Genomic DNA, 22718 nt, shown 5'->3' on the forward strand with positions numbered 1-22718 from the left:
GCGTCGTCATTGCGCGGCGGATTGGGACGCGCCGTGATGGCGATGGCCGTGCGCGCCCGAGGCGCCCGATGCGGCATGCGCGGCCGAGGCACCGCTGGCGCCCGCCGGCTGCTCGGCCGGGATGGTGATCTTGGCGCCCTCGCGCAGCCGGTCGACGCCGTCGGTGACCACCCGCTCGCCGACCTGCACGCCCTCGGCGATGCTGGTGCGCTCGCCGTCCACCGGGCCCGGCTTGACCTTGCGCACCGTGACCGTGTTGTCGGGCTTGACGATATAGACGAACTGGCCGATCGAGCCGGTCTGCACCGCGGCGGTCGGCACGATCACCGCGTCCTTCAGCGTGTCCACCAAGAGGCGCGTGTTGACGAACTGATTCGGGAACAGCAGGTTGTCCTTGTTGTCGAAGATCGCGCGCAGCTTGACGGTGCCGGTGGTGGTGTCGATCTGGTTGTCGAAGGTTTCCAGCGAGCCGGTTTCGAGCGGCACCGTGTTGTTGCGGTTGTAGGCGGTCACCGACAGCGACTTGCCGGCATTGACCTGCTTCAGGATCGGCGGGAGGTTGTCCTCCGAGGTGGTGAAGATCACGCTCATCGGCTGCAGCTGGGTGATCACCACCAGGCCGTTGGTGTCGCCCGGCGTCACGTAGTTGCCGGCATCCACCTGGCGCAGGCCGACGCGGCCCGAGACGGGCGCGGTCACGCGCGCGTAGGTCAGGTTCAGCTTGGCCGAGTCGATCGAGGCCTGGTCGGTCTTCACGGTGCCTTCGTACTGCTTGACCAGCGAGGCCTGCGTGTCGGCCTGCTGGCCCGAGATCGAGTCCTGCGCGAGCAGCGTCTGGTAGCGCTTGAGGTCGAGCCGCGCGGTGGCCAGCAGCGCCTGGTCGCGCGCCAGCGTGCCTTCGGCGGTCTCGAGCGCGACCTGGTAGGGGCGCGGGTCGATCTGCACCAGCACGTCGCCCTTCTTGACCATCTGCCCTTCGGTGAAGTTGACCGACTGCAGGTAGCCGGACAGTTGCGTCTTCACCGTCACGGTGGCCAGCGGCGTGACCGTGCCGAGCGCGGACAGCACGATCGGCATCTCGCCGCGCGAGGCGGTGGCCACCTGCACCGGCTGCGGCTGGTTGGCGAAGTCGGCCGGGCCGCCGTGGCGGCGTCCGCCGCCCTGGCCTGCCTGCTGGCCGTTGGCCGGCGCCTCGTTCTTCTTCCACGGATGCCACCACAGCAGCGCGCCCCCGATCACGACGAGCGCGGCCACGCCGATCGCGATCGGCCGACGGCGCTTGCGCGGTGCCGGATCCTGCGGCGGAGGAGCGGGGGAACGAGGCGTTGGTGATTCCTGATTGTTCATGTTCGATCTGGCTGACGCTGGCGTGAGCGGGCGTGGGAGGCGTCGTGCGCGGGTGCGCCAGGCAGGCGCGCCACGTCGGACGGCGAAAGAGCGGAGCGTCGGGCGGGCAGCGCCCCGGCGCGAGGTTGCATGATGCTACGTTGCGAGCCGGCCTATCGTCCAGAGGACTTTCTTTCAGCGGTTTACTGGGGTAACCACATGTTTTTTCGTCGTGACGATCGGGTGACGCGAGCTTGACGATTGGCTGACGGCGGGCGCGCGCCGGCCGGCCCCGCTGCCGTCGGGGCGCGCACCGACATGGCGCCCACACGGCGGGCCCATGCGATGCCGTGTTGCGCCAGGCGAAGCGGGCTGTGCCGGACAGCCCGCCTGCGTTACCGGCTCATTTTGATTTCGTCGTGCCGAGCCATGCTCCGGCAAGATGGCGGTCGCCGTCGACCGGGCAGGTTGGTGGCCCGGCGGGGCCTCAGCCGCGCCGCGTCGGCACCGCGCCGCCGATCTCGCGCGTGATCTTGGCGATGCATTCGTGCATGGCGGGCACCGCTGTTTCGAGCAGCCACTCGGGCGGGTACTGCTGGGCGGCGCCGCCGCAATTGACGGCGTAGCGCTGGCCCGAGGGGCCGACGAAACCGGCCGCGATGGCATTGAGCCCGTCGCGCCATTCGCCGATCGCCAGCGAGTAGCCGTTGCGCAGCGTGTCGTCGAGGGCCGAGTTCAGGCGGGCCACCACCAGCGGCCAGTCATCGCCGTGGGCGGCCTGCAGGGCGCCGAGCAGCTCGCGCCGCTCGCCTTCCTCGAGCGCGGCCAGGTAGGCACGGCCCACCGCGGTGCGGGCGATGTCCATCCGCGAGCCGATCTCGAGCCGCGTGACGAGCACCGCCGAGCGCGGCCGGATCACGTCGATCGCGACCATGTCGAGCCGGTCGCGCACGGCGAGATGGACCGACAGCGAGGTGCGCTCGGCCAGCTCGATCAGGAACGGCCGCGAGCGCGCGCGGATGTCGAAGTTGCGCAGGAAGCCGTTGCTCAGCTCGAGCACCGACGCGGTCAGCACGAAGCGCTCGCTGTCGGGCAGCCGGAACAGGAAACCGGCGCTCACCAGGGTGGCGGTGATGCGCGAGACGGTCGGCTTGGGGATACCTGTTAATTCTGTCAGTTCGCGGTTGCTGACGGGAGCATCGGCGGCAGCGATCCGGCGCAGCACCGCGAGCCCCCGGGCGAGCGCCGAGATCTCGTCGGTGGAGGATTCCCGATCGCGCGCGGCAGCGGCTGCGTTATTCAATATCGACACGGAACACTCTCTTTTTTCCGAAACAAAATTTCAAAATTTCCGAAATAGTACGACAAATGCCGAGTCATGCACGTTTGATGAGCAACATCTCATGTCGTGAGATATTGCCGAATGGCCCCTGTTTTCCAGGGTTAAACCCGATCGGCGTGTCGCAAAATTCGCAACGGGACTGTATTTTTCGCTTGACTTGTCCTCGGGAAACGGAAAAAATGTACCTGAATTTCGAAACAACGTTTCGCCAGATTTACCGATAACGGGGTTTCGATGCAGTCTCTCAGGTTCTAGCACGGCCCTCGGAATGGCTAGAACTTTTTTAGCGCCACGGTCCCCCGTGGCGCTTTTTTTTTGCCCGGATCGCCGAAAGCTGATTTCCCAAATATTGGGATTTTTGGCCAAAAAGAGTGAGTCCGGCGCGCGCCGGGCCCACGAGGCAAAAGTGCAGCTTACACCGTGGGTAAGGCCACGCGCCGCGCGCGGCGCGTACATAAAGCGGACAAAAAGAAAAAAGCGCGCTGTCGGGATCGACAGCGCGCGGCAACGGCCGGGCAGGCCATGACGGATGAAACGATGTTTCAGGATTGTGAACAGGGCGGCCGGTCAGCGAACCCGCTGCCTTGCTCGCGCCCTCAAGCCTTGCCGAGCTGGATGCCGGTGGCCTCGGCCGTCAGGTAACCGACGCTGGCGCCGAAGCGATCCTTGTAGTTGCTTCGCACCAGCGGGTCCAGGGTGGCCTTCACCTTGTCGTGCAGCGGCGATTCCCAATCGCCCACGTGCTGGAAGTTGCTCATGATGTAGGTCCAGCCGTTGATCTCGTCGACCGCGTGCAGGCCTGTCGATTCCGCCCCGGACGGGCAGGACAGCACGCGCGAGAGGGTCTTGGTGTCGACGTTGTAGGCCCACAGGAAGTTGTTCACGTGCATCCCGGAATCCTCGCCGATGAACAGCGTGCGCAGCTTCTGCGAGAACTTCAGGTTGTCCGGGTTGGCGATCTTGTCGGCATTGGCGGTATTGCCGAGCGCGTCGGCGGCGGCCAGGTCCTCGCCGACCAGCGCGGCCGGGGCGCTCATGTCGACCGGCACCCATTCGCTGTCGATTGCGTTGCCCGCGCTGTCGCGCTGGCCACCCTTCAGGTTCAGCGCATAGACGGCGCCCGCCGAGATCTTCCTGTCCACCGCCACGTCGCGCGAGACCGCGTTGCCCTTGACCATCGAGGTCTCGATGCGCGACATCGCCGTGTAGACCACCTTGTCCTTCGCGTCGACCGTGGTGCCCTCCAGCTTGGTGAAGCCCATGCTGCCGCCGATCAGCGCGGCGTAGCGGTGCGTCTCCAGGAAGGCCGCGGCCTTCTCCATGCCCGGCTTGATGCGCATCCAGTTGAACTTGCCGCCGAAGTGGATCTTCGTGTACGAGGCGTCGTTCGGATCGGCGGTGGCCAGGTCCATGATATCGGCGGCCTTCAGCGTATTGGCGAGCGCCTCGATCTCGTCGCTGCCGGCATGGCCGATGCGGATCCAGCTCAGCGTGGCCGCGCCGGCGCCGGTCGAGCCGGTCTGGTTCCACTTCGCCACGTAGAGCGTGCCGGCCGAGAGGTCGGCCGCCTTGTCGGCGATGAACATGAACAGGCCGCCGTTGGTGGCGTCGTCGCCCATCATCACGGTGCGCCGGTCCGGCATCACCTGGATCAGCTCGTGCGAGATCCGGCCCAGGCAGTAATGCTTCCTGATGCTGCCGGTGCCGTCGGGGTTGACCGTCACCTCGGGCAGGTGGCCGTAGTGGTAGGGATTGGCCGCCGTGGGGCTGCCGAAGGTGTTCTGGCTGTAGGCGAGGAACTGCTTGTCGGTGGCGGCGAGGGTCGCGTCCGGCTCGTATTCCTCGCTCGACAGGTGGGTGTTCCAGGGCGACAGGCTCGCGCCACAGGTGATCCACAGGCCATGCGCCTTCGAGGTGTCCACGTTGTGGTACTTGACCAGCGTGAGCGCGCCGGTGGCCGGATCCTGGTCGAGCGTCAGCACCGCGATCGGCGAGGGCAACTGGCCGTAGGTCGAGTCGCCGTTCTGGTTGCGCGTGGTGTATTCGAACTGAACCACCGCGAACACCGGCTTGCCCTTCACGCCCGGCACCTTGGCGTTGGCCAGCGTGAGCAGCGAGCTGCCGTCCGGGCAGTCCGAGTAGAACTGGCGCTCGCTGCCGGCCTTCGAGCTGTCGACGATCGGACGATTGTTGATGTCGTAGTAGCCGCCGGCCAGGATGGTGCCGCCGGCGCCGTTCGGCACCAGGTCGCCGGTGGTGAAGAAGGGCTTGTAGGCCAGCTTGTAGTCGCGTGCGCTGCCGTCGGTGAAGGACACCTTCAGCGTCGAGCCCACCGTGGTGGTGGCCATCGCCGCCGGATTGGCCAGCGTGGGCGCTGCCATCGAGACGAAGCTGGCGGCCGCGAAGGAGGCCGCCGGTGTGGTGCCGCCGCCGGGGTTGCCCGCTGCCGGCGGGGTGTCGTCGTCGCCGCCGCAGCCGGACAGCAGCGCGGGCAGGGCGAGGCCGCCGAGCGGCAGCATCGGGGCGCCGACGAGGAGCTTCAGGGCCTGGCGTCGGGAGGTTTTGGGCAGCGCGGTCATGGGGTGTCCGGTTGTTGTGGTCGATCGAAACGGCCTTCGTTTGTCATGCAATGGAAAGCATGCAGAAGGGCTTTGGAAAACTGGACGCGAGTGTAGGTGTGCTTCGTGAAAGTTTTTTGAATGCTGAACGTATTGATTTCGGAATCTTGAAGGGCGCAGGGCAAGACGACGGTGGGCCCGGGCAGGTGGCGAGGGGCAGCGGCGGAGCGACGCGATCGTGCCTGGAGAGCCGCGTCGCGGCCGGGGAGGCGAACAGGAACCGGTGACGAGGGCCGTCGACGGGAAGGGCAGGCGTGGCCGGGGGGCGGCGGGAAGAGCGTGAGGCGGCGGGCAGGAAGGCGAGCGGCGCCCGGTTTCCTGCCCGCGAAGCGGGCGGATGCGCGGTCTAATCCCGCTCGGGCGTGGCCGAGATGCGATGGATCGACAGGTCGGCGCCGTCGAATTCGGCTTCCTGGTCGAGCCGCAACCCGAGCGACACCTTCAGCACGCCGTACACGAGCGTGCCGCCGAGCAGCGCGACGGCGATGCCGCCCAGCGTGCCCACCAGTTGCGAGAGGAAGGACACGCCGCCGAAGCCGCCCAGCGCCGGCTGGCCGAACACGCCGGCGGCCAGCCCGCCGAGCGCGCCGCACAGGCCGTGCAGCGGCCACACGCCGAGCACGTCGTCGATGCGCCAGCGGTTCTGCACGCAGGTGAACATCACCACGAACAGCGCGCCGGCGGCCGCGCCCGTCACCAGCGCGCCGAGCGGGTGCATCACGTCGGAGCCCGCGCAGACCGCCACCAGCCCCGCCAGCGGCCCGTTGTAGGTGAAGCCCGGATCGTTGCGGCCGGCGAACCAGGCGGCCAGCGTGCCGCCCACCATCGCCATCAGCGAGTTGACGGCCACCAGGCCGCTGATCTTGTCGAGCGTCTGCGCGCTCATCACGTTGAAGCCGAACCAGCCCACCGCCAGCACCCAGGCGCCGAGCGCGAGGAAGGGGATGTTCGAGGGCGGATGCGCGGCGATCCGGCCGTCCTTCGAGTAGCGGCCGTGGCGCGCGCCGAGCAGGATCACGGCGGGCAGCGCGATCCAGCCGCCGAAGGCATGCACCACCACCGAGCCGGCGAAATCGTGGAAGGGCGCGCCGAAGGCGTGCGCGAGCCAGTCCTGGATGCCGAAGCGGTCGTTCCAGGCGATGCCCTCGAAGAACGGGTAGACCAGCCCGACGATCACCGAGGTGGCGATCAGCTGCGGGTTGAACTTGGCGCGCTCGGCGATGCCGCCCGAGACGATCGCCGGGATCGCCGCGGCGAAGGTCAGCAGGAAGAAGAAGCGCACCAGGGCGTAGCCGTTGTGCTGGGCCAGCGTGCCGATGTCGTCGAAGAACTCGACGCCGTAGGCGACCGTGTAGCCGACGAAGAAGTAGGCGATGGTCGAGACCGAGAAGTCGACCAGGATCTTGACCAGGGCATTGACCTGGTTTTTCTTGCGTACCGTCCCCAGCTCGAGGAAGGCGAAGCCCGCGTGCATGGCGAGCACCATGGCGGCACCGAGAAGAAGAAATAAGGTGTCGCCGGCCGTTTTCAGACTGTCCATCTGTTGCCCGTTTTTGCTCGAAAAGAGGGCGTGTCGAGCAAGATTCGGGCCAATCAGGTGAAAAGATGCGTGAAATCGGTGCGAGCCGCACCGTGTCGGGACGATGGCGCGCGATCGGGTCGGCGGATCGATGGCGTCTCGCGTGCCAGGCACGTGCGTGGTGCCGGCGCATGTCTTGAAGTGGTGCGAGTCTGCTGCTTGGTGGTGCGCGGAATGCGTGTGCGTACGATTCCGGTGCGCTCGATATTGGTCGCCCGGCGCGATCCCGCGCCCGCCGGCGTCAATGCGCCGAGAACAGGCGACGCGGGCGCAGCAGGCGCCAGCCGAGGCTTGCGCAGCACGCCGACAGCGCGACGCACAGCAGGGCGGCCAGCAGCAGGGCAGGCACCGGGGGCAGGGCCGGTGCGTCGAGCCAGTCGAATGGCGCGAGCACGCCCTGCGTCACGATCAGCGCGGCGGCCCACAGGCCCGCCACCGCCAGCGACAGCAGCCGCGCGGCGTGCCGGCGCCGGCGCCGCTCGCCCGCATCGGGCCAGGCGAGCCGCGCGCGCCGGCAGAAGGCGAAGGTCAGGCCCAGCGCGACAGCCAGCACCAGCAGCCAGTCGAGGACATCCATCATGCGGGGAACCCAGGGGCGGAATCGATGACGCGATCGACTATAGGCAGGCCATCGAACCCCGCCTATCAGTCGAATCCGAAAGATTTCGCGCCCGGTCTGAAAGCAATTGTCAGCTTGATGCAGCGCCGGTCCCCGCCCGTCGTATCATCGCGATTCCCGTATCGAGAGAGCGCAGGCACGCGCCAGACATCATGAAGCTTTCCTTCCGTTTTTCGGTCCGCCCGATCCCCGGCCTGCCGGCAGCCCGCGCGCTCGCCATCGCCGGCCTCGCCGCGGCCACGCTGGCCGGCTGCGACAAGCCCGCCTCGAACGCGTCCGCGCCCGATCACGCCGCCAGCGCGGTGGCCGCCGCCGCCGCGACCGCCGCCGGCAAGCTCGACCAGGCCGCCAGCTTCGTCGACAGCCAGATCGCCGCCGCCAAGGCCGGCGTGGCGTCGGCGGCTTCGGCCGTGCCGCCGGTGTCGGCCAGCGACGTGGCCTCGGCCGCCCAGGCGCATCTCAAGCAGGCCGCCACGGCCGCCTTCGGGCTGGCCGCCTCGGCTGCCGGCACGGGCCTGGAGACGGCCGGCCGCAAGCTCCAGCAATGGAGCCGCGACCAGGGCGCCTCGTCCGCGGATACCGAAAAATCAGCGAATCGCTGAGGCGGCGCTTGCAGGCCGGAATAAATGTAACTATGATGAGCACACTTTGTCGCCGAGACGGCCGCGCGATCACGCGGCCGGTTCACCGAGCATGAATACGAGCAGCCGGTTCGCTTTCGCCGTGCATGTGCTGACCTTGCTGGCGCAGCAGGAGGGCGTGCCGCTGTCGTCGGAGTACATCGCCGGCAGCGTGAACACCAACCCGGCGCTGATCCGGCGCCTGACCTCGATGCTGGCCGCCGCGGGCATCACCACTTCGCAACTCGGGGCCGGCGGCGGCGCGCTGCTGGCGCGCGAGCCGGGCTCGATCACGCTGCTCGAGGTGTATCGCGCGGTCGACGACGGGCAGTTGTTCGCCCTGCATCGCGAGGCGCCGAACCCCGATTGCCTGGTGGGGCGGCATATCCAGGGCGTGCTGACGGTCTATATCAACGACGCGCAGCGCGCCATGGAAGCCTCGCTGGCGCGGCGCACGGTGGCCGACGTGATGGCCGACGTGCTGCGCGAGCACGAGATGCGGCAGGACGGATAGCGGGAAGCCGGCGGCCGGGCCGCCGGTGGGCAGGATGCAGTTCGGGCAGTGCCGAGGTACGGGGAGCCGATCCCCGCTTTTTTTGCCATTAAGTGTAATCGAATCGATTACACATCACCCTGAGGATCAAGCAAATGACGCAGAAGACTTTGAACATCGCGCTGTTCGGCGCATCGGGCGGCATCGGTTCGCGGATCGCGGCGGAAGCGGCGCGTCGCGGGCATCGCGTGACGGCGCTGTCGCGCCGCGCCGGTGGCGGCGAAGGCAATATCACGGCGAAGACGGCCGACCTGTTCGATGCGGCCAGCGTGGCGGCGGCGCTGCAAGGGCAGGACGTGGCGGCGAGCGCCTACGGCCCGGGCGGCGGCGACGCGACCCAGGTGCCGAAGGCGGTCCGCGCGCTGGTGGACGGTGCGCGCGCGGCCGGCGTCAAGCGCCTGCTGGTGGTGGGCGGCGCCGGCTCGCTGGAAGTCGCGCCGGGTACGCAACTGGTGGATACCGAAGGTTTCCCGGATGCCTACAAGCCGCAGGCGCTGGCCCATCGCGAGGCACTCGGCTACCTGCGCGGCGTGAGCGACCTCGACTGGACCTTCTTCGCGCCGGCCGCGCTGATCGCGCCGGGCGAGCGCACCGGCACCTTCCGCACCGGCACCGGCAAGCTGATCAGCGACGCCGAGGGCAACAGCCGGATCTCGACCGAGGACTACGCGATCGCCTTCGTCGATGCGATCGAGCAGGGGCAATTCGTGCGCGAGATCGCCACCGTCGCGTATTGAGCGAGGCGAGCGGCGAGGGCGGCACCGGATCGCGCCGGCTCGCCGTCCTCGCATGCGGTCCGTCGCGGCGGCCCGGCCGGCTCCGTATTTACCCCGGTCGACGTTGCGAATAAGTTTTCATAATGTTCCCCGTGTAGCATCCAGCGTAGAAAAATTTTCTATACCAACAGGAATGGGGAAATGGACCACATCGATCGCAAATTGCTGGAACTGCTGCAGACCGATGCGACGCTGCCGATCGCCGAACTCGCGCAGAAGGTGAACCTGTCGCAGACGCCTTGCTGGAAACGGATCCAGCGTCTCAAGGACACCGGCGCGATCCGCGCCCAGGTGGCGCTGTGCGACGCGCGCAAGCTCGGCGTGGGCACCACCGTGTTCGTCGCGGTGCGCACCAACCAGCACACCGAGGAATGGGCGCGCAGCTTCACCCAGGCCGTCTGCGACATCCCCGAGGTGGTCGAGGTCTACCGCATGAGCGGCGAGACCGACTACCTGCTGCGCGTGGTGGTGGCCGACATCGCCGACTACGACCGCGTCTACAAGCACCTGATCCGCAGCGTGCCGCTGTTCGACGTCAGCTCCTCGTTCGCGATGGAGCAGATCAAGTACTCGACCGCGCTGCCGGTGCGCACCGAGCTCGCGCCGGCCTGAGGGCCGCGCGTAGAATGAGCCCTTTCGATCGTCCGCCGCGAGGCGGCCACAGACCATGAACGAGCAGCGCAGGAAGAACCCGGTACGCGGCGTGTCGGTGATGATCGTCGTGATCGTGCTGGCGGTGATCGGCACGGTGCTCTACAACGCGATCTCCGAGAAGCGCGCCTACGACGCCGAACATGGCGCGGCGCCGGGCGCGGCCGCCTCGGCGCCGGCCTCGGGCGCCTCGGGCGGCTGAAGTCCGAAAGGCCCGGCAGGACGCCGGGCCTTTTTCCATCGATGCCGCTTCCCCCGCCTCAGGCCGGCAGCCGGATCAGGCTCGCGTCCTTGCGGATCAGCAGCGAGGAGGCCAGCATCTGCTTGCACTGGTGCGCCAGCACCTTCAGGTCGTGCGTCAGCTCCGAGCCCACCTGGCTCGACTTCTCCGCCTCCACCACCATCGAATCGAGATCGCGCGAGAGCCGTTTGGTCAGCTCGGCCTGCTCGGCGGGCGGCGGCGTGCCGGCCTCGGCCTGCAGGAGATGCTCGCGCACCTGCGCGAGCCCTTGCTCCAGCGCCGCGTAGGCATCGGGCGCGCCCTCGCTGGTGGCGCTGCGCAGCAGGGGCGCGGCGGCCGTGATCTGCGCGCCCAGCACGTGGGCCTGCACCAGCAGGTCGTTGAGCTCGGGCACGAAGCGCTGGTGCGCCTTGGGCTCCAGCATCATGCGCTGGAAGGCCTGGCCCAGGTTGGCGAAGGCGATGTGCACGTTCTTGCGCGCGAGGCGATACGGGTAGTCGCTCTCGAGCGGCGAGACCTTGCCGGATTCGGCCGCGACCGCCACCGCCTGCACCACCGCCGCGCCGTCGGCGGCGGCCACCGAGGGCGCCGCCGGCGCACCCTGGCCGCGCCCGACCCGCCAGGCCGCCTCGAAATACTTGCGCGTGGTGCCCAGCACCTCGGCCACCAGCTTGCCCATCGCGCGATATTCCCAGTACGGGAACAGCCGGCTCGCGGCGATCGCGATCATGCAGCCCACCACCGTGTCGATCGCGCGCTCGCCGATGATGCGCATGCTGCCCGGCGCGAGCAGGTGGAACATCAGCAGCACGTAGGAGGAGGTGAACACCACGCTGGCCGCGTAGTTGAACAGCAGCAGGCTGTAGCTCATCACCATCGAGCCGAACATGATCGCGATCAGCAGCGCCGGCGACTTGACCGTGTAGATCAGCGCGATGCTGATCGCGCAGCCGAGCAGGGTGCCGACGATACGCTGCGCGTTGCGCTGCTTGGTCAGCGAGTAGCCCGGCTTCAGGATGATGATGGTGGTCATCACGATCCAGTAGGCATTGGTGAGCGGCAGCAGGCGCCCCAGCCAGAACGCCACGGCCACCGCCACCGTCACGCGCAGCGCGTGGCGGAAGCTCGGCGAGCCGAGGTTGAGGTTGGAGAAGATCAGCATCGGCGAGACGCGGCGGCGCTGCAGGAAGCGCGCCAGGGTCTGGTCGATCTTCAGCTCGGTCTTGCTGGTGTCCGGCGCCTCGGCGAGCGCGCGGCGCATCTTGTCGATCAGGCGCGTGGCGCTCCAGATGCGCCGGAAGGTGGCCAGCACGGCCGCGTAGGCCTCGGGGTTGGTCTGCGCGAAGTTCTTCTTGCGCATCAGCTCGATCTCGTACTCGATCGCGCGCAGCTCGGCCTTCACGCTGATGCGCGGCTGGCTCGCGCGATTCTCCAGCACCGCGAGGCCGACCGTTTCGAGGTCGGAGGCGGCCTTGCGGATCAGGTCGCGATAGAACAGCAGCATGTCCGAGCCGCCGAAGGTGCTGCGCACCAGCGGGTAGTCGGTATGCGCGCCGACGAACATCTCGTGCAGGTCGACGCTGTTGATGAACAGGTTGAACATCATGGTGCGCGCCGGGTCGAGCTTGCCGTGGCGCAGCTTGGGCAGGTTGCGCAGCACGATGTCGCGCGCGGTTTCCTGCGATTCGACCGCCGCCACCTGCTTGATCACCAGGTTGCGGTAGCACTCGTCGAGATCGGCATCGGGATCGTAGAAATCGGCGCGCGCGAGCAGGTAGCCGGACAAGGCGAACAGGCTGTCCGCCAGCGCCTGCTGCTCGATGCGGCGCGCCTGCCAGCGCGACACCAGGGTGGCCCAGTAGGTGTACCAGAGGCCGCCGGCGAGGATCCAGGCCGCGTTGACCAGCGCCTCGAGCGGCGTGAAGCTGTCCTCCAGCGTCATCACCATCATGAACAGGGTGGCGAAGCTGATCTGCGGCCAGCGGTTGCCGTACACCACGATCAGCGACAGCACGAAGGTGAGCGGCACGATGGTCAGCCACAGCGCGAAGATGTTCGGCGTGGCCAGGCCGGTGGCCAGCGCCGACAGGAAGCCGATCACGCTGCACGCGAGCATTTCGTTGTGCTTGTACTTGAGCGGACCCGGCATGTCGACCACGCAGGCGCCCAGCGCGCCGGTGGCGATGGTGAAGCCGAGGTCGCGTTCGTGGAACACGATCAGGCAGAGCACGGCCGGCAGGGACACGCCGACGGCGATTCGCAGGCCGCCGAAGAAATACTGGCTGTACAGGAACTTCCTGATTTCGATCGAATAGCGCATCGAGGACGGGTTGAGGAAACGGCGCGGGGGGACGGACGAGTCTATCGTATTTCCCCGGGCCGGCCGTCTGGCCGTTCTCCGAATATCCGGGCGCGGGCGCGTTTGCTATCCTTGGCGCTTCCTGCGCGGTTTCGTGCCGCGCCTCGTCCGTCGCGCCGCCCGCATGCTCCATCTCTTCTTCTCGAACCGCCACGAAACCCTCGCCGATGCGCTGATCGAGCATCTCGCCTCGCATCCGGGCGCGGCGGGGCCGTGGGCGCGCCAGCAGGTGATCGTGCCGAGCGCGGCGCTGCGGCGGCGGCTCGAGCTCGACATCGCCGGGCGGCACGGCATTTGCGCGAACCTCGAGTTCAGCTACCTGGCGCAATGGCTGTGGACGCAGATCGGCCAGGTGCTGCGCGTGCCGCCGCGCTCGCCGTTCGCGCCGGACCGGCTGGTGTGGCGCTGCTACCGGCTGCTGTCGGAGGCGGCGGATTCGGTGGATTCGGCGAACGAGGGCGGCGCTCATGGCGGTCTCGACGAAGCCGGCGCAGCGCACGGCGCGGCGCCCTGGCTCGCCTCGCCGCGACTCGCGGCCTACCTGGCGGCGGCCGATGCGCCGATGCGCTACGAGCTGGCCCATCGGCTCGCCTCGGTGTTCGACCACTACCTGACCTACCGGCCCGAATGGCTGGCGGCCTGGCGCGACGGCGGCTCGCTCTTCGCTTTGGAGGGCACGCCTTCGCGCGGCGCCGAGGCCGCGCGCGACGACGAGCACTGGCAGGCCGCGCTGTGGCGCGCGCTGGTGGCCGAGCTGGCCGAGGACGGCGAGCCGCCCGCGCATCGTTTCCTGCGCGAGGCGCCCGCGCTCGCGCCCGACGCGCGCACGCTGGCCGCCTGGCCCGACGCGGTCAGCGTGTTCGCGCTGCCGACCATGCCGCCGCTGCACGTCGCGCTGCTGCGCGAGCTGTCGCGCTGGATCGACGTGCGGATCTACGCGCTCAATCCCTGCCGCGAATTCTGGTTCGACATCGTCAGCGCCGCGCGCGTCGAGTCGCTCGACGCGGCCGGCCAGCTCGACTACCAGCAGGTCGGCCATCCGCTGCTGGCCGAGTGGGGGCGCCAGACCCAGGCGCAGCTGCACATGCTGCACGAGCTGACCGAAACCGCCGCCGCCACCGATGCCGCGCAATACGAGGGCTTCGCCGGCGACACCTGGCTGGCGCGGATCCAGAACGCGATCCTCGACCTGCAGCCCGAGGCCGAGCTGGGGCCGCCGCCGGCCGAGCGCGGCATCGAGGTGCATGTCTGCCACGGCCTGGCGCGCCAGCTCGAGGTGCTGCACGACCGGCTGCTGGCCGCCTTCGCCGAGGACCCGACGCTCGCGCCTTCGGACGTATTGGTGGCGGTGGCCGACCTGGCCGCGGCCGGCCCGCTGATCGACGCGGTGTTCGGCACCGCCGCCTCGCAGGAGGCCGCGCGCGTGCCGTACCGGATCACCGGGCTGCCGCCCTCGCAGGCCAACCCGGTGGCGCGCGTGCTGCTCGACTGGCTGGCCCTGCCCGATCGCGAGGTGGGCGCGCCCGAGCTGGTGGAGTGGCTGCGCGTGGACGCGGTGGCGGCCCGCTACGGCATCGACGCGGCCGCGCTCGAGACCGTGCAGACCTGGCTCGCCGCGGCCGGCGCGCGACGCGGGCTGGCGGCCGCGAACGATGCCGCGGACGGCTCGGTGGGCGGCGACGACACCGTGCCGGTGCGCCGCCACACCTTCGCCGATGCGCTGGCGCGGCTGTTCCTCGGCTACGCGATGCCCGATGGTGCCGCGCCGGTCGGCGCCTACCTGCCGGTGGATGGCCCCGAGGGCGGCGAAGCCGAACTGCTCGGCCGGCTCGCGCGCTTCACCGACGATCTCGACTGGTTCGCCGGTCGCATCGCCGGCGAGCAAACGCCCGAAGCCTGGGGCGAGATCTTCGCCGATGCGCTGGCGCGTTTCTTCGATTCGGGCGCGGCCCACGCGGATGCCTTGTCGGGCGTGCGCGACGCGCTCGACGCGCTGGTCGCGACGATCCGCGAGGGCGCGCGCGACCTGCCGGTGCCGGCCGCCGTGATGCGCGCCGGTTTCGCCGCCGCGCTCGACGATCCGGCGCGCGGCGGCGTGCCCTGGGGCGGCGTGACCTTCTCCTCGCTGACCAGCCTGCGCGGCCTGCCGTATCGCGTGGTCTGCCTGGTCGGGATGGACGACGGCGTGCTGCCGAGCCTGGCGCGCGCCGACGAGTTCGACCTGATGGCGGTGTTCGCCAAGCTCGGCGATCGCCAGCGCCGCGACGACGAGCGCAACCTGTTCCTCGACCTGCTGCTGGCCGCGCGCGACCGGCTGCTGATCACCTACACGGGCCGCAGCATCCGCGACAACGCGCCCTTGCCGCCGGCCGCCCTGGTCGACGAGCTGCTCGACTACGTGGCCGAGGTCACGGCCGGGCCGGGCGCGGCGCCGGCCGCGATCGAGGCGGCGCGGCGCGCCTTCGTGATCGAGCATCCGCTGCAGCCGTTCTCGGCCGACTACTTCGAGACCGGCGGGCGGCTCTATTCCTACGACGCCGAACGCGCCACGCTGGCCGGCCAGCTCGCGCGCGGCACGACCGGGGACGTACCGCCGTTCTTCGCCGCGCCGCTGCCGCCCGAGCCCGAGGCGCCGGTGGCCTTCGGCGACTTCGAGCGCTTCTGGCGGCATCCGGCGCGCGCGCTGCTGCGCGACCGGCTCGGCGTCGCGCTGTTCGACGCGCAGGCCGAGCTGATCGACACCGAACCCTTCGCGCTCGACTACGCGGGCAGCGATGCGCTGGCCGCGCGCGTGCTGCCGATGTTCGTCGAGAGCGTCGAGCATGGCGCCGGCGAGAGCGTGGGCGAACTCGCGCGCCGCGTGGCCGAGGCGAGCCCCGAGATGCCGGGCGGCGCGACCGGCGCGGTATGGCGCGAGCAGGCGCTCGGCGCGCTCGGCCGGCTGGCCGGCAAGGTGCGGCTCGCGCTGGAGGCGGGCGCCGAGCGGCGCGCCTTCGCGCTGGAGATCACGCCGGCCTGGCCGCAAGGCGAGATGCCCTGGTTCGGCGCCGAGGATGCGGCGCTGGCGGCCGACGCGCTGCGCGCGCCGCTCTCGCTGCATGGCACGCTGAACCGGCTCACGCCCGCCGGGCAGGTGATCTACCGCTACGCGCGGCCCGGCGCGCGCGATCATCTGTCGGCCTGGCTCGCGCACCTGGTCTATTGCGCGATCGATCCGGGCGGCCCGCGCCGCACGCGGTGGTTCGGCAGCGGCGAGGGTTTCGAATTCGCGCCGGTGGCCGACCCGCTCGCGCATCTCGCGCCGCTGGCCGCGCTGTTCCGCGCCGGCCGCCGCATGCCGCTGCGCTTCTTCCCGAAGAGCGCCTGGGCGCTGGTCGCGGAAGGCGAGGCCAAGGCCGCCGGCGTGTGGATCAACGAGCGCGTGGCCAGCGAGGCCGACGACGCGGCGCTCGCGATCGTCTGGCGCGGCAGGAATCTTTCGCTCGACGCGCCGTTCCCGGCGCTCGCGCGCCTGGTCTTCACGCCGCTCGCCGAGCACCTGAGGAGCGAGCCATGAGCGCCGCCATCGCTGCCTCGCAGGCGCCCCAGGAGCTCGACGTCTTCGCCTGCGCGCTGGACGGGGTGAACCAGATCGAGGCCTCGGCCGGCACCGGCAAGACCTGGAACATCTGCGCGCTCTATGTGCGCCTGCTGCTCGAACACGACCTGCAGGCCGACCAGATCCTGGTGGTGACCTTCACCAAGGCCGCCACCGCCGAGCTGCACGAGCGGATCCGAGGACGGCTCGCGCAGCTCGCGCACGCGCTGGAGACCGGCGACGACGGCGGCGATCCGTTCGTCGCGCGCTTGTTCGAGACCACGCTCGGCGAGGGCAGCGACGGCGATGACGGCAGCGCAATCGATGCCGAAACCGCCGCCAAGCGAATCCGCCGCGCGCTGCGCGGCTTCGACCAGGCGGCGATCCACACCATTCACGCGTTCTGCCAGCGCGCGTTGCAGGAAGCGCCGTTCGCGGCCGCCATGCCGTTCGCCTTCGAGATGGAGGCCGACGACGCGGCGCTGCGCTTCGAGCTGGCGGCCGAGTTCTGGCGCACGCGCGTCGAGCCGGTGGCGGCCGCGCATCCCGGCTTCGCGGCCTGGCTGGTCGCGCATCGCGCCGGGCCGGAAGCGCTCGACGTCCAACTCGCGCGGCGCCTGAAGAAACCGCTGGCCGCGCTGCGCTTCGACGGCCTGCCCGATCCGCACGCGCCGGGCGTGGATTTCGACGCGGCGCTGCGGGCCAGCCACGCGGCGGCGGCCGCCTTGTGGCAGGCCGAGCGCGCGGCGATCGCCGGCGTGCTGGCGTTGGCGCAGGCTTCCTTGAACCAGCGCTCGCACAAGCCCGAGGCGGTGGACGATGCGCTGGCCGCCTGGGGCGCCTATTTCAACGAGGCGGCCGGCGCGCTGGCACCGGCCGCCTTGCCCAAGCCGGCCCTGAAGCTCACCCGCGGCGTGCTGGAAAAGGCCACCAAGAAGGGCGGCGCCACGCCCGAGCATCCGTTCTTCGAGGCGGCCGAGGCGCTGGAGGCCGCGCTGGCCGCCGCCGAGGCCGCGCAACGCGCGCGCTGGCTGGCGCTGATCGCCGACTGGCTGGCCGAGGCGCCGGCGCGTCTGGCCGAGAAGAAGCGCACGCGCCGCGTGGTCTCCTTCGACGACCTGCTCGCCAACCTGTATCACGCGCTCGAGGCGCATCCCTGGCTCGCCGACACGCTGCGCCGCCGCTACCCGGCCGCGCTGATCGACGAGTTCCAGGACACCGACCCGCTGCAGTTCGCGATCTTCGACCGGATCTTCGCGCCGGCCGGGCCGCTGTTCCTGGTCGGCGATCCGAAGCAGGCGATCTACAGCTTCCGCGCGGCCGACCTGCACACCTACCTGGCCGCGCGCGAGCGGGCCGGCGCGCGTTACACGCTGGCGGTGAACCAGCGCTCGACGCCGGCCATCGTCGAGGCCTGCAACCGCGTGTTCGGCGCGAACCCGCGCGCCTTCGTGCTGGACGGCCTCGACTACCAGCCGGTGCGCGCCGGCACGCGGCAGCGCGCGCCCTTCGTCGACGGCACCGATCCGCGCGCCGGCAGCGGCGATTTCCGGATCTGGATGCTGCCCGACGGCGACCAGGCGCTGGGCAAGCGCGACGCGCAATGGCAGGCCGCGCAGGCCTGCGCCGCCGAGATCGCGCGCCTGATGCGCGGCGCGCGCGAGGGCGCGGTGCGACTCGGCGAGGCCGCGCTCACGCCGGCCGATATCGCCGTGCTGGTGCAGACCCACCGGCAGGGCAGCATCGTCAAGCGCGTGCTGGCCGCCTGGGGGATCGGCAGCGTCGAGCTCGCGCAGGCCTCGGTGTTCGCCACGCTCGACGCCGAGCAGCTCGAGCGCGTGCTGGCCGCGATCGATGCGCCGGGCGACCTGCGCCGGCTGCGCGCGGCGCTCGCCACCGACTGGTTCGGGCTCGACGCGGCGGCGCTGTGGCGGCTGGAGCAGGGCGAGGCGGCGCCCGGCGCTGCCTCCGATGATGCCGACGCGATGAGCTGGGTCGAGCGCTTCTCGCGCTATCGCCTGCTCTGGCGCGAACGCGGTTTCGCGGTGATGTGGCGCAGCTTCGCGCGCGAGCTGCGGATCGCCGAGCGGCTGATCGGCGGCGCCGACGGCGAGCGCCGCGTGACCGACATCAACCACCTGGCCGAGCTGACCCAGGCGCGTGCCTCGGCGCAGCCAGGTATCGCGCCGACGCTGCGCTGGCTGGCCGCGCAGCGTGCGGTGGGCGGCGGCGAGGACGCGCAATTGCGGCTCGAATCGGATCGCAACCTGGTGCAGATCGTCACCGTGCACAAGTCCAAGGGCCTCGAATACGCGGTGGTGTTCTGTCCGTTCCTGAACGATGGGCGCTTGCACGAGCCGCGCGAGGATGCCCTGCCCGATGCGCGCGAGTATCACGACGAGGCCGGCGCGGCGGTGCTCCATTACGGCTGCGACGAGGCGGCCGCCGAGCTGGCCGCCACGCAGGCGCGTCGCGAGCAGGCGGCCGAACGCGCGCGGCTGGTCTATGTCGCGCTCACGCGCGCGGTGCATCGCTGCTACCTGGTGGCGGGCGTCTACCAGTCGGCGCGTTCGACGCGCGAGGCGCGCCGCAGCGTGCTGAACTGGCTGGTCGGCGGCGCCGGCCACGGCTTCGACGCCTGGCTCGAGACACCGCCCGAGGCCGAGGAATTGGCCGCGAGCTGGCGTGCGCTGGCCACCGGCCCGATCTCGATCGCGCCGCTGCCGGGCGTGAGCGCACGCACGCCGCTGGCGGCCGGCCACGATGCCGAACGGCTCGGCGGCGCGCGCCAGGCCGCGCGCTTTTTGCGCGACGCCTGGCGCATCGCCAGCTTCAGCTCGCTGACGGTCTCGATCGCGCGCGAGCAGGAAGGCATCGCGGCCGTGCCCGACGAGGCGCTGCGTCCCGATCACGATGCGCTCGCCGCCGCCGTCGATCCGGTGCCGCGCATCGACGGCGGCGGCGAGCGCGCCGTGCAACCCGATCCCGACGATATCGTTGGTTTCCCGCGCGGCGCGGCGGCGGGCGAGTGCCTGCACCTGCTGTTCGAGCTGAGCGACTTCGGCGACGCCAGCGGCTGGGACGAAGCCGCGCGGCGCGCGCTGCACGAGCGGCCGGTGGAAGTCGAGCCCGAGCTGGCCAAGCGGCTGCCGGCGATGATGACGCGCATGCTGGCCGAGGTGGTCGCCACCGAGCTGGTGCCCGGCATGCAGCTCGCCGCGATCGATCCGGGCCGGCGCCTGAACGAGATGGAATTCCTGTTCCCGGCCGCCGCGCTCGATTTCGCGGCGCTGCGTGCGTTGCTGGTCGAGCACGGCTATCCCGACGTGGCGCTCGAATCGGGTACGCTCGCGGGTTTCTTCAAGGGCTTCATCGACATGATCGTCGAGCACGACGGCCGCTTCTGGATCGTCGACTGGAAGTCGAACCATCTCGGCGCGACCCCCGACGCCTATGGGCCGGCCGCGCTCGATGCGGCGATGGCCGACCACGCCTATCACCTGCAGGCGCTGCTCTATACCGTCGCGCTGCATCGCTACCTGCGCGTGCGCCTGCCCGGCTACGACTACGACAGCCACATGGCCGGGTATCTCTACCTGTTCGTGCGCGGCGTGCGTCCCGGCTGGTCGAGCGGCGGGCGGCCCTCGGGCGTGCATGCGCGGCGGCCCTCGCGCGAGCTGGTCGAGGCGCTCGACGCGCTGATGCGCAAGGAGCGCGCATGAAGGACCTGACCGAACCGTTCGGCTTCGTCGGCGGGCTGGCCGAGCGCCTGCCCGAGCCGGCCGATTTCGGACTCGCGCTGGCCGAGGGTTTCGCGCGCCGGATCGGCATGCTGTCGCGCCGGCTGGGCGCCGCCCCCGATGCCGCGCGCTGGGCCGCGCGCGCCGCCTTCGCGGCCAGCCGCGCGACCGCCGCCGGCCATGTCTGCATCTCGCTGGCGGCGCTGGCCGAACGCTACGACACCACGCTCGAGGCGGTGCGCGCCGAGCTGGCCGCCAGCGGCGTGGCCGCCTTCGGCCGCGCGCCGCGCGGGGCCGATTGCCCGCTGGTGGTGGATGGGGAAGGGCGGCTTTATCTCGCGCGCTATTACGACTACGAGACGCGCCTGGCCGATGCGCTGGTGATGCACGCGGGCGCGGCCTCGCAAGCGGACGAGGCCGCGTTCTCGCCTGTCGCGCTGCGCGAGAGCCTCGAGCGCTTCTTCGCGGCGCCGCGCGCCGGCGAGATCGACTGGCAGCGCGTCGCGGCCCTGGTCGCGCTGGGCGGGCGGGTGACGATCGTCAGCGGCGGCCCCGGCACCGGCAAGACCACCACCGTGGTGGGCGTGATCGCCTGCCTGATGGAGATGCAGCCAACGCTGCGGATCGCGCTGGCCGCGCCGACCGGCAAGGCCGCGCAGCGCATGCAGGAAGCCCTGCATGCGCGCGCCTCGGGCCTGCCGCCGGAACTCGCGGCGCGCCTGCCGCAAACCTCCTACACGCTGCATCGCCTGCTCGGCTGGCTGCCGGGCGGGCGCTTCCGTCATCATCGCGACAATCCGCTGCCTTACGAGCTGGTGGTGGTCGACGAGGCCTCGATGATCGACGTCGCGCTCGCCGCCCACCTGCTCGACGCGCTGGCACCGGGCGCGCGGCTGGTGCTGCTCGGTGACAAGGACCAGCTCGCCGCCGTCGAGGCCGGCGCCGTGTTCGCCGAGCTGAGCGCGCGGCCGGCCTTCAGCGCGGCGGGCTGCCGGCGCATCGCGCAGGCGCTGGGCGTGGAGGTGGCGGACTTCGTGGCGGCGCTGCCGGCGGAGGCGGGCGGGCCGCCGGCGCTGGCTGGAGCGGCGCCCGATGCGGTGACGCCGCCCGCCGGGCCGGCTTCGGCCACTCAACGCACGACGGCGCGCGGCAAGCGCAAGGCGCGTGACGAAGCGGAGCAGCCGCCGGCGCAGGCTTCCCTGTTCGATTTCGACGAGGCGCCGATCGTCGAGCCGGTCGCGCTGCCCGCGGTATCGATCGACAGCTTCGCGGGCGCGCCGCTCGATGCCTGGATCGAGCCCGAGGAACTGGGCTGGCTCGATGCCTGGCGGATCGACGAGCAGGATGTCGGGGGCGCCGCGATGAATCGGGAGGCGCGAACTTGGGTGCCGGGGACCGGACTCGAACCGGCACCTTCCGCCGGCGCCATCTCCCCCCTGGCCGACTGTGTCGTCTGGCTCGAACGCAACTATCGCTTCGGCCTCGATTCGCCGATCGGCCGGCTGTCGCTGGCGATCCGCCGCGGCGCGGCGCAGGACGCGCTCGACGCCTTGTCGACTGAAGTCGGCGCCGCCGCGCGCTACTACGACGACGGCGGCGATGCCTTGTCCGTGGCCACCATCGAGCGCCTCGCGCATGGTTTCGATGCCTATGGCGAGGCCTTGCGCGCCGCGCTCGCCACGGCCGAGCCCGATCCGCTGCCGTTGTTCGACGCGCTGAACCGCTTCCGCATCCTGTGCGCCACCCGCAGCGGCGCGCGCGGTGCCGACGAGGTCAACCAGCGTGTCGCCGCCCAGGTGCGCCGCGCGGTGCGCGTGCCGCTCGCGGTCGGCGCGCACTGGTTCGCGGGCCGGCCCGTGATGGTCACGCGCAACGACTACGCGCTCGGCCTGTTCAACGGCGATATCGGCATCGCGCTGCCCGATGCGCGCGGCGCGCTGCGGGTCTGGTTCCGCGGCGCCGACGGGCAGGCACGCGCGGTCTCGCCGGCCGCGCTGCCGCCGCACGATACGGCCTTCGCGCTGACGGTCCACAAGTCGCAGGGTTCGGAGTTCGACGAGGCGGCGCTGGTCCTGCCGGCCGCGTTCGGGCGCGTGCTGTCGCGCGAGCTGGTCTATACCGCGATCACGCGCGCGCGTTCACGGGTGCAGGTGATCGGGCCGCGCACGGTGCTGGCGCAGGCGATCGCCACGCGCACCCAGCGCGACTCGGGCCTTGCCGCGCGGATCGCCGAGGCCGCCGCGCGGCACGCAGGCGCCGGCAAGACAGTCGATCAGGAGAACGGAACATGATCCGCTACACGCTCGATCCGGCCGAGGTCGAACTCTCGGCGGTGCGTGCGCAGGGCGCCGGCGGCCAGAATGTCAACAAGGTGTCGAGCGCGATCCACCTGCGCTTCGACATCCGCGCCTCCTCCCTGCCCGAGCTGCTGAAGGAGCGCCTGCTCGCGCTGTCCGACCAGCGCATCACGCGCGACGGCGTGGTGGTGCTGAAGTCGCAGGAATATCGTACCCAGGAGCAGAACCGCGTGGCCGCGCTGGCGCGGCTCGACGCGCTGATCGCGAGTGTCGCCGTGGTGCGGCGCGCGCGGGTGGCGACGCGCCCGACGCGCGCCTCGAAGGAGCGCCGGCTCGATGCGAAGAATCGGCGCGGGACCGTCAAGGCCGGGCGGGGCAAGGTGGTCGATTGAGGCATCGAGCCGGTTGCGGCTCGAATCA

At 70.6% G+C, this 22718-nt stretch carries 15 protein-coding genes; 9 read left to right on the forward strand and 6 right to left on the reverse strand.

Annotation, left to right across the window (positions count from 1 at the left end; all coding sequences use genetic code 11):
- Window positions 1–6 precede the first annotated feature (6 nt).
- The 5 genes from FB600_RS13175 to FB600_RS13195 all read right to left on the reverse strand — a co-directional run bounded on the left by FB600_RS13175 (window position 7) and on the right by FB600_RS13195 (window position 7445).
- Window positions 7–1347: an MdtA/MuxA family multidrug efflux RND transporter periplasmic adaptor subunit gene (locus tag FB600_RS13175; protein WP_145756927.1), complete on the reverse strand. Its 1341-nt coding sequence runs from the start codon at window positions 1345–1347 to the stop codon at window positions 7–9.
- Between the two features lie 466 nt (window positions 1348–1813).
- Entirely contained in the window at window positions 1814–2638 is an 825-nt protein-coding gene (locus FB600_RS13180; RefSeq protein WP_013697196.1) for an IclR family transcriptional regulator, read from the reverse strand.
- A 626-nt stretch (window positions 2639–3264) separates the two neighbouring features.
- Complete coding sequence (locus FB600_RS13185) at window positions 3265–5247, reverse strand: PhoX family protein (RefSeq protein ID WP_145756926.1); 1983 nt, start codon at window positions 5245–5247, stop codon at window positions 3265–3267.
- Window positions 5248–5632: 385 nt separating this feature from the next.
- On the reverse strand, window positions 5633–6826 hold the full coding sequence (locus FB600_RS13190) for an ammonium transporter (RefSeq protein ID WP_025099724.1): 1194 nt from the start codon (window positions 6824–6826) through the stop codon (window positions 5633–5635).
- A gap of 280 nt (window positions 6827–7106) precedes the next feature.
- On the reverse strand, window positions 7107–7445 hold the full coding sequence (locus FB600_RS13195; RefSeq protein ID WP_096749445.1) for a hypothetical protein: 339 nt from the start codon (window positions 7443–7445) through the stop codon (window positions 7107–7109).
- A gap of 191 nt (window positions 7446–7636) precedes the next feature.
- Between FB600_RS13195 and FB600_RS13200 the strand changes: the two genes are divergently transcribed.
- The 5 genes from FB600_RS13200 to FB600_RS13220 all read left to right on the forward strand — a co-directional run bounded on the left by FB600_RS13200 (window position 7637) and on the right by FB600_RS13220 (window position 10286).
- Window positions 7637–8086, forward strand: a complete 450-nt coding sequence (locus tag FB600_RS13200) for a hypothetical protein (RefSeq protein WP_098181198.1) — start codon at window positions 7637–7639, stop codon at window positions 8084–8086.
- A gap of 91 nt (window positions 8087–8177) precedes the next feature.
- Window positions 8178–8618: an Rrf2 family transcriptional regulator gene (locus tag FB600_RS13205; RefSeq protein ID WP_096749443.1), complete on the forward strand. Its 441-nt coding sequence runs from the start codon at window positions 8178–8180 to the stop codon at window positions 8616–8618.
- A 134-nt stretch (window positions 8619–8752) separates the two neighbouring features.
- Entirely contained in the window at window positions 8753–9394 is a 642-nt protein-coding gene (locus tag FB600_RS13210; protein WP_098154367.1) for an NAD(P)-dependent oxidoreductase, read from the forward strand.
- 180 nt (window positions 9395–9574) lie between these two features.
- Window positions 9575–10045 (forward strand): Lrp/AsnC family transcriptional regulator, encoded by a 471-nt coding sequence (locus FB600_RS13215; protein ID WP_013697203.1) that lies wholly within the window; start codon window positions 9575–9577, stop codon window positions 10043–10045.
- A gap of 55 nt (window positions 10046–10100) precedes the next feature.
- Complete coding sequence (locus FB600_RS13220; protein ID WP_096749441.1) at window positions 10101–10286, forward strand: hypothetical protein; 186 nt, start codon at window positions 10101–10103, stop codon at window positions 10284–10286.
- Window positions 10287–10344: 58 nt separating this feature from the next.
- On the opposite strand, the gene FB600_RS13225 is transcribed toward FB600_RS13220, so the two are convergent.
- Window positions 10345–12645 (reverse strand): FUSC family protein, encoded by a 2301-nt coding sequence (locus tag FB600_RS13225; protein WP_105821025.1) that lies wholly within the window; start codon window positions 12643–12645, stop codon window positions 10345–10347.
- 163 nt (window positions 12646–12808) lie between these two features.
- Between FB600_RS13225 and recC the strand changes: the two genes are divergently transcribed.
- The 4 genes from recC to arfB are packed head-to-tail and all read left to right on the forward strand — an operon-like array spanning window position 12809 to window position 22690.
- Window positions 12809–16240: an exodeoxyribonuclease V subunit gamma gene (gene recC / locus FB600_RS13230; protein WP_145756925.1), complete on the forward strand. Its 3432-nt coding sequence runs from the start codon at window positions 12809–12811 to the stop codon at window positions 16238–16240.
- Window positions 16237–19983: an exodeoxyribonuclease V subunit beta gene (gene recB, locus FB600_RS13235; protein WP_145756924.1), complete on the forward strand. Its 3747-nt coding sequence runs from the start codon at window positions 16237–16239 to the stop codon at window positions 19981–19983. Before recC ends, recB begins: the two co-directional genes overlap by 4 nt.
- A complete protein-coding gene (locus FB600_RS13240) occupies window positions 19980–22292 on the forward strand; it encodes an AAA family ATPase (protein ID WP_145756923.1) in 2313 nt (770 codons plus the stop codon). Before recB ends, FB600_RS13240 begins: the two co-directional genes overlap by 4 nt.
- Window positions 22289–22690: an alternative ribosome rescue aminoacyl-tRNA hydrolase ArfB gene (gene arfB, locus FB600_RS13245; RefSeq protein WP_098154360.1), complete on the forward strand. Its 402-nt coding sequence runs from the start codon at window positions 22289–22291 to the stop codon at window positions 22688–22690. Before FB600_RS13240 ends, arfB begins: the two co-directional genes overlap by 4 nt.
- Window positions 22691–22718: the final 28 nt, after the last annotated feature.

This window comes from Burkholderia sp. SJZ089 (assembly GCF_007828315.1).
In the GTDB taxonomy this organism is placed as follows: Bacteria; Pseudomonadota; Gammaproteobacteria; order Burkholderiales; family Burkholderiaceae; genus Burkholderia; species Burkholderia gladioli.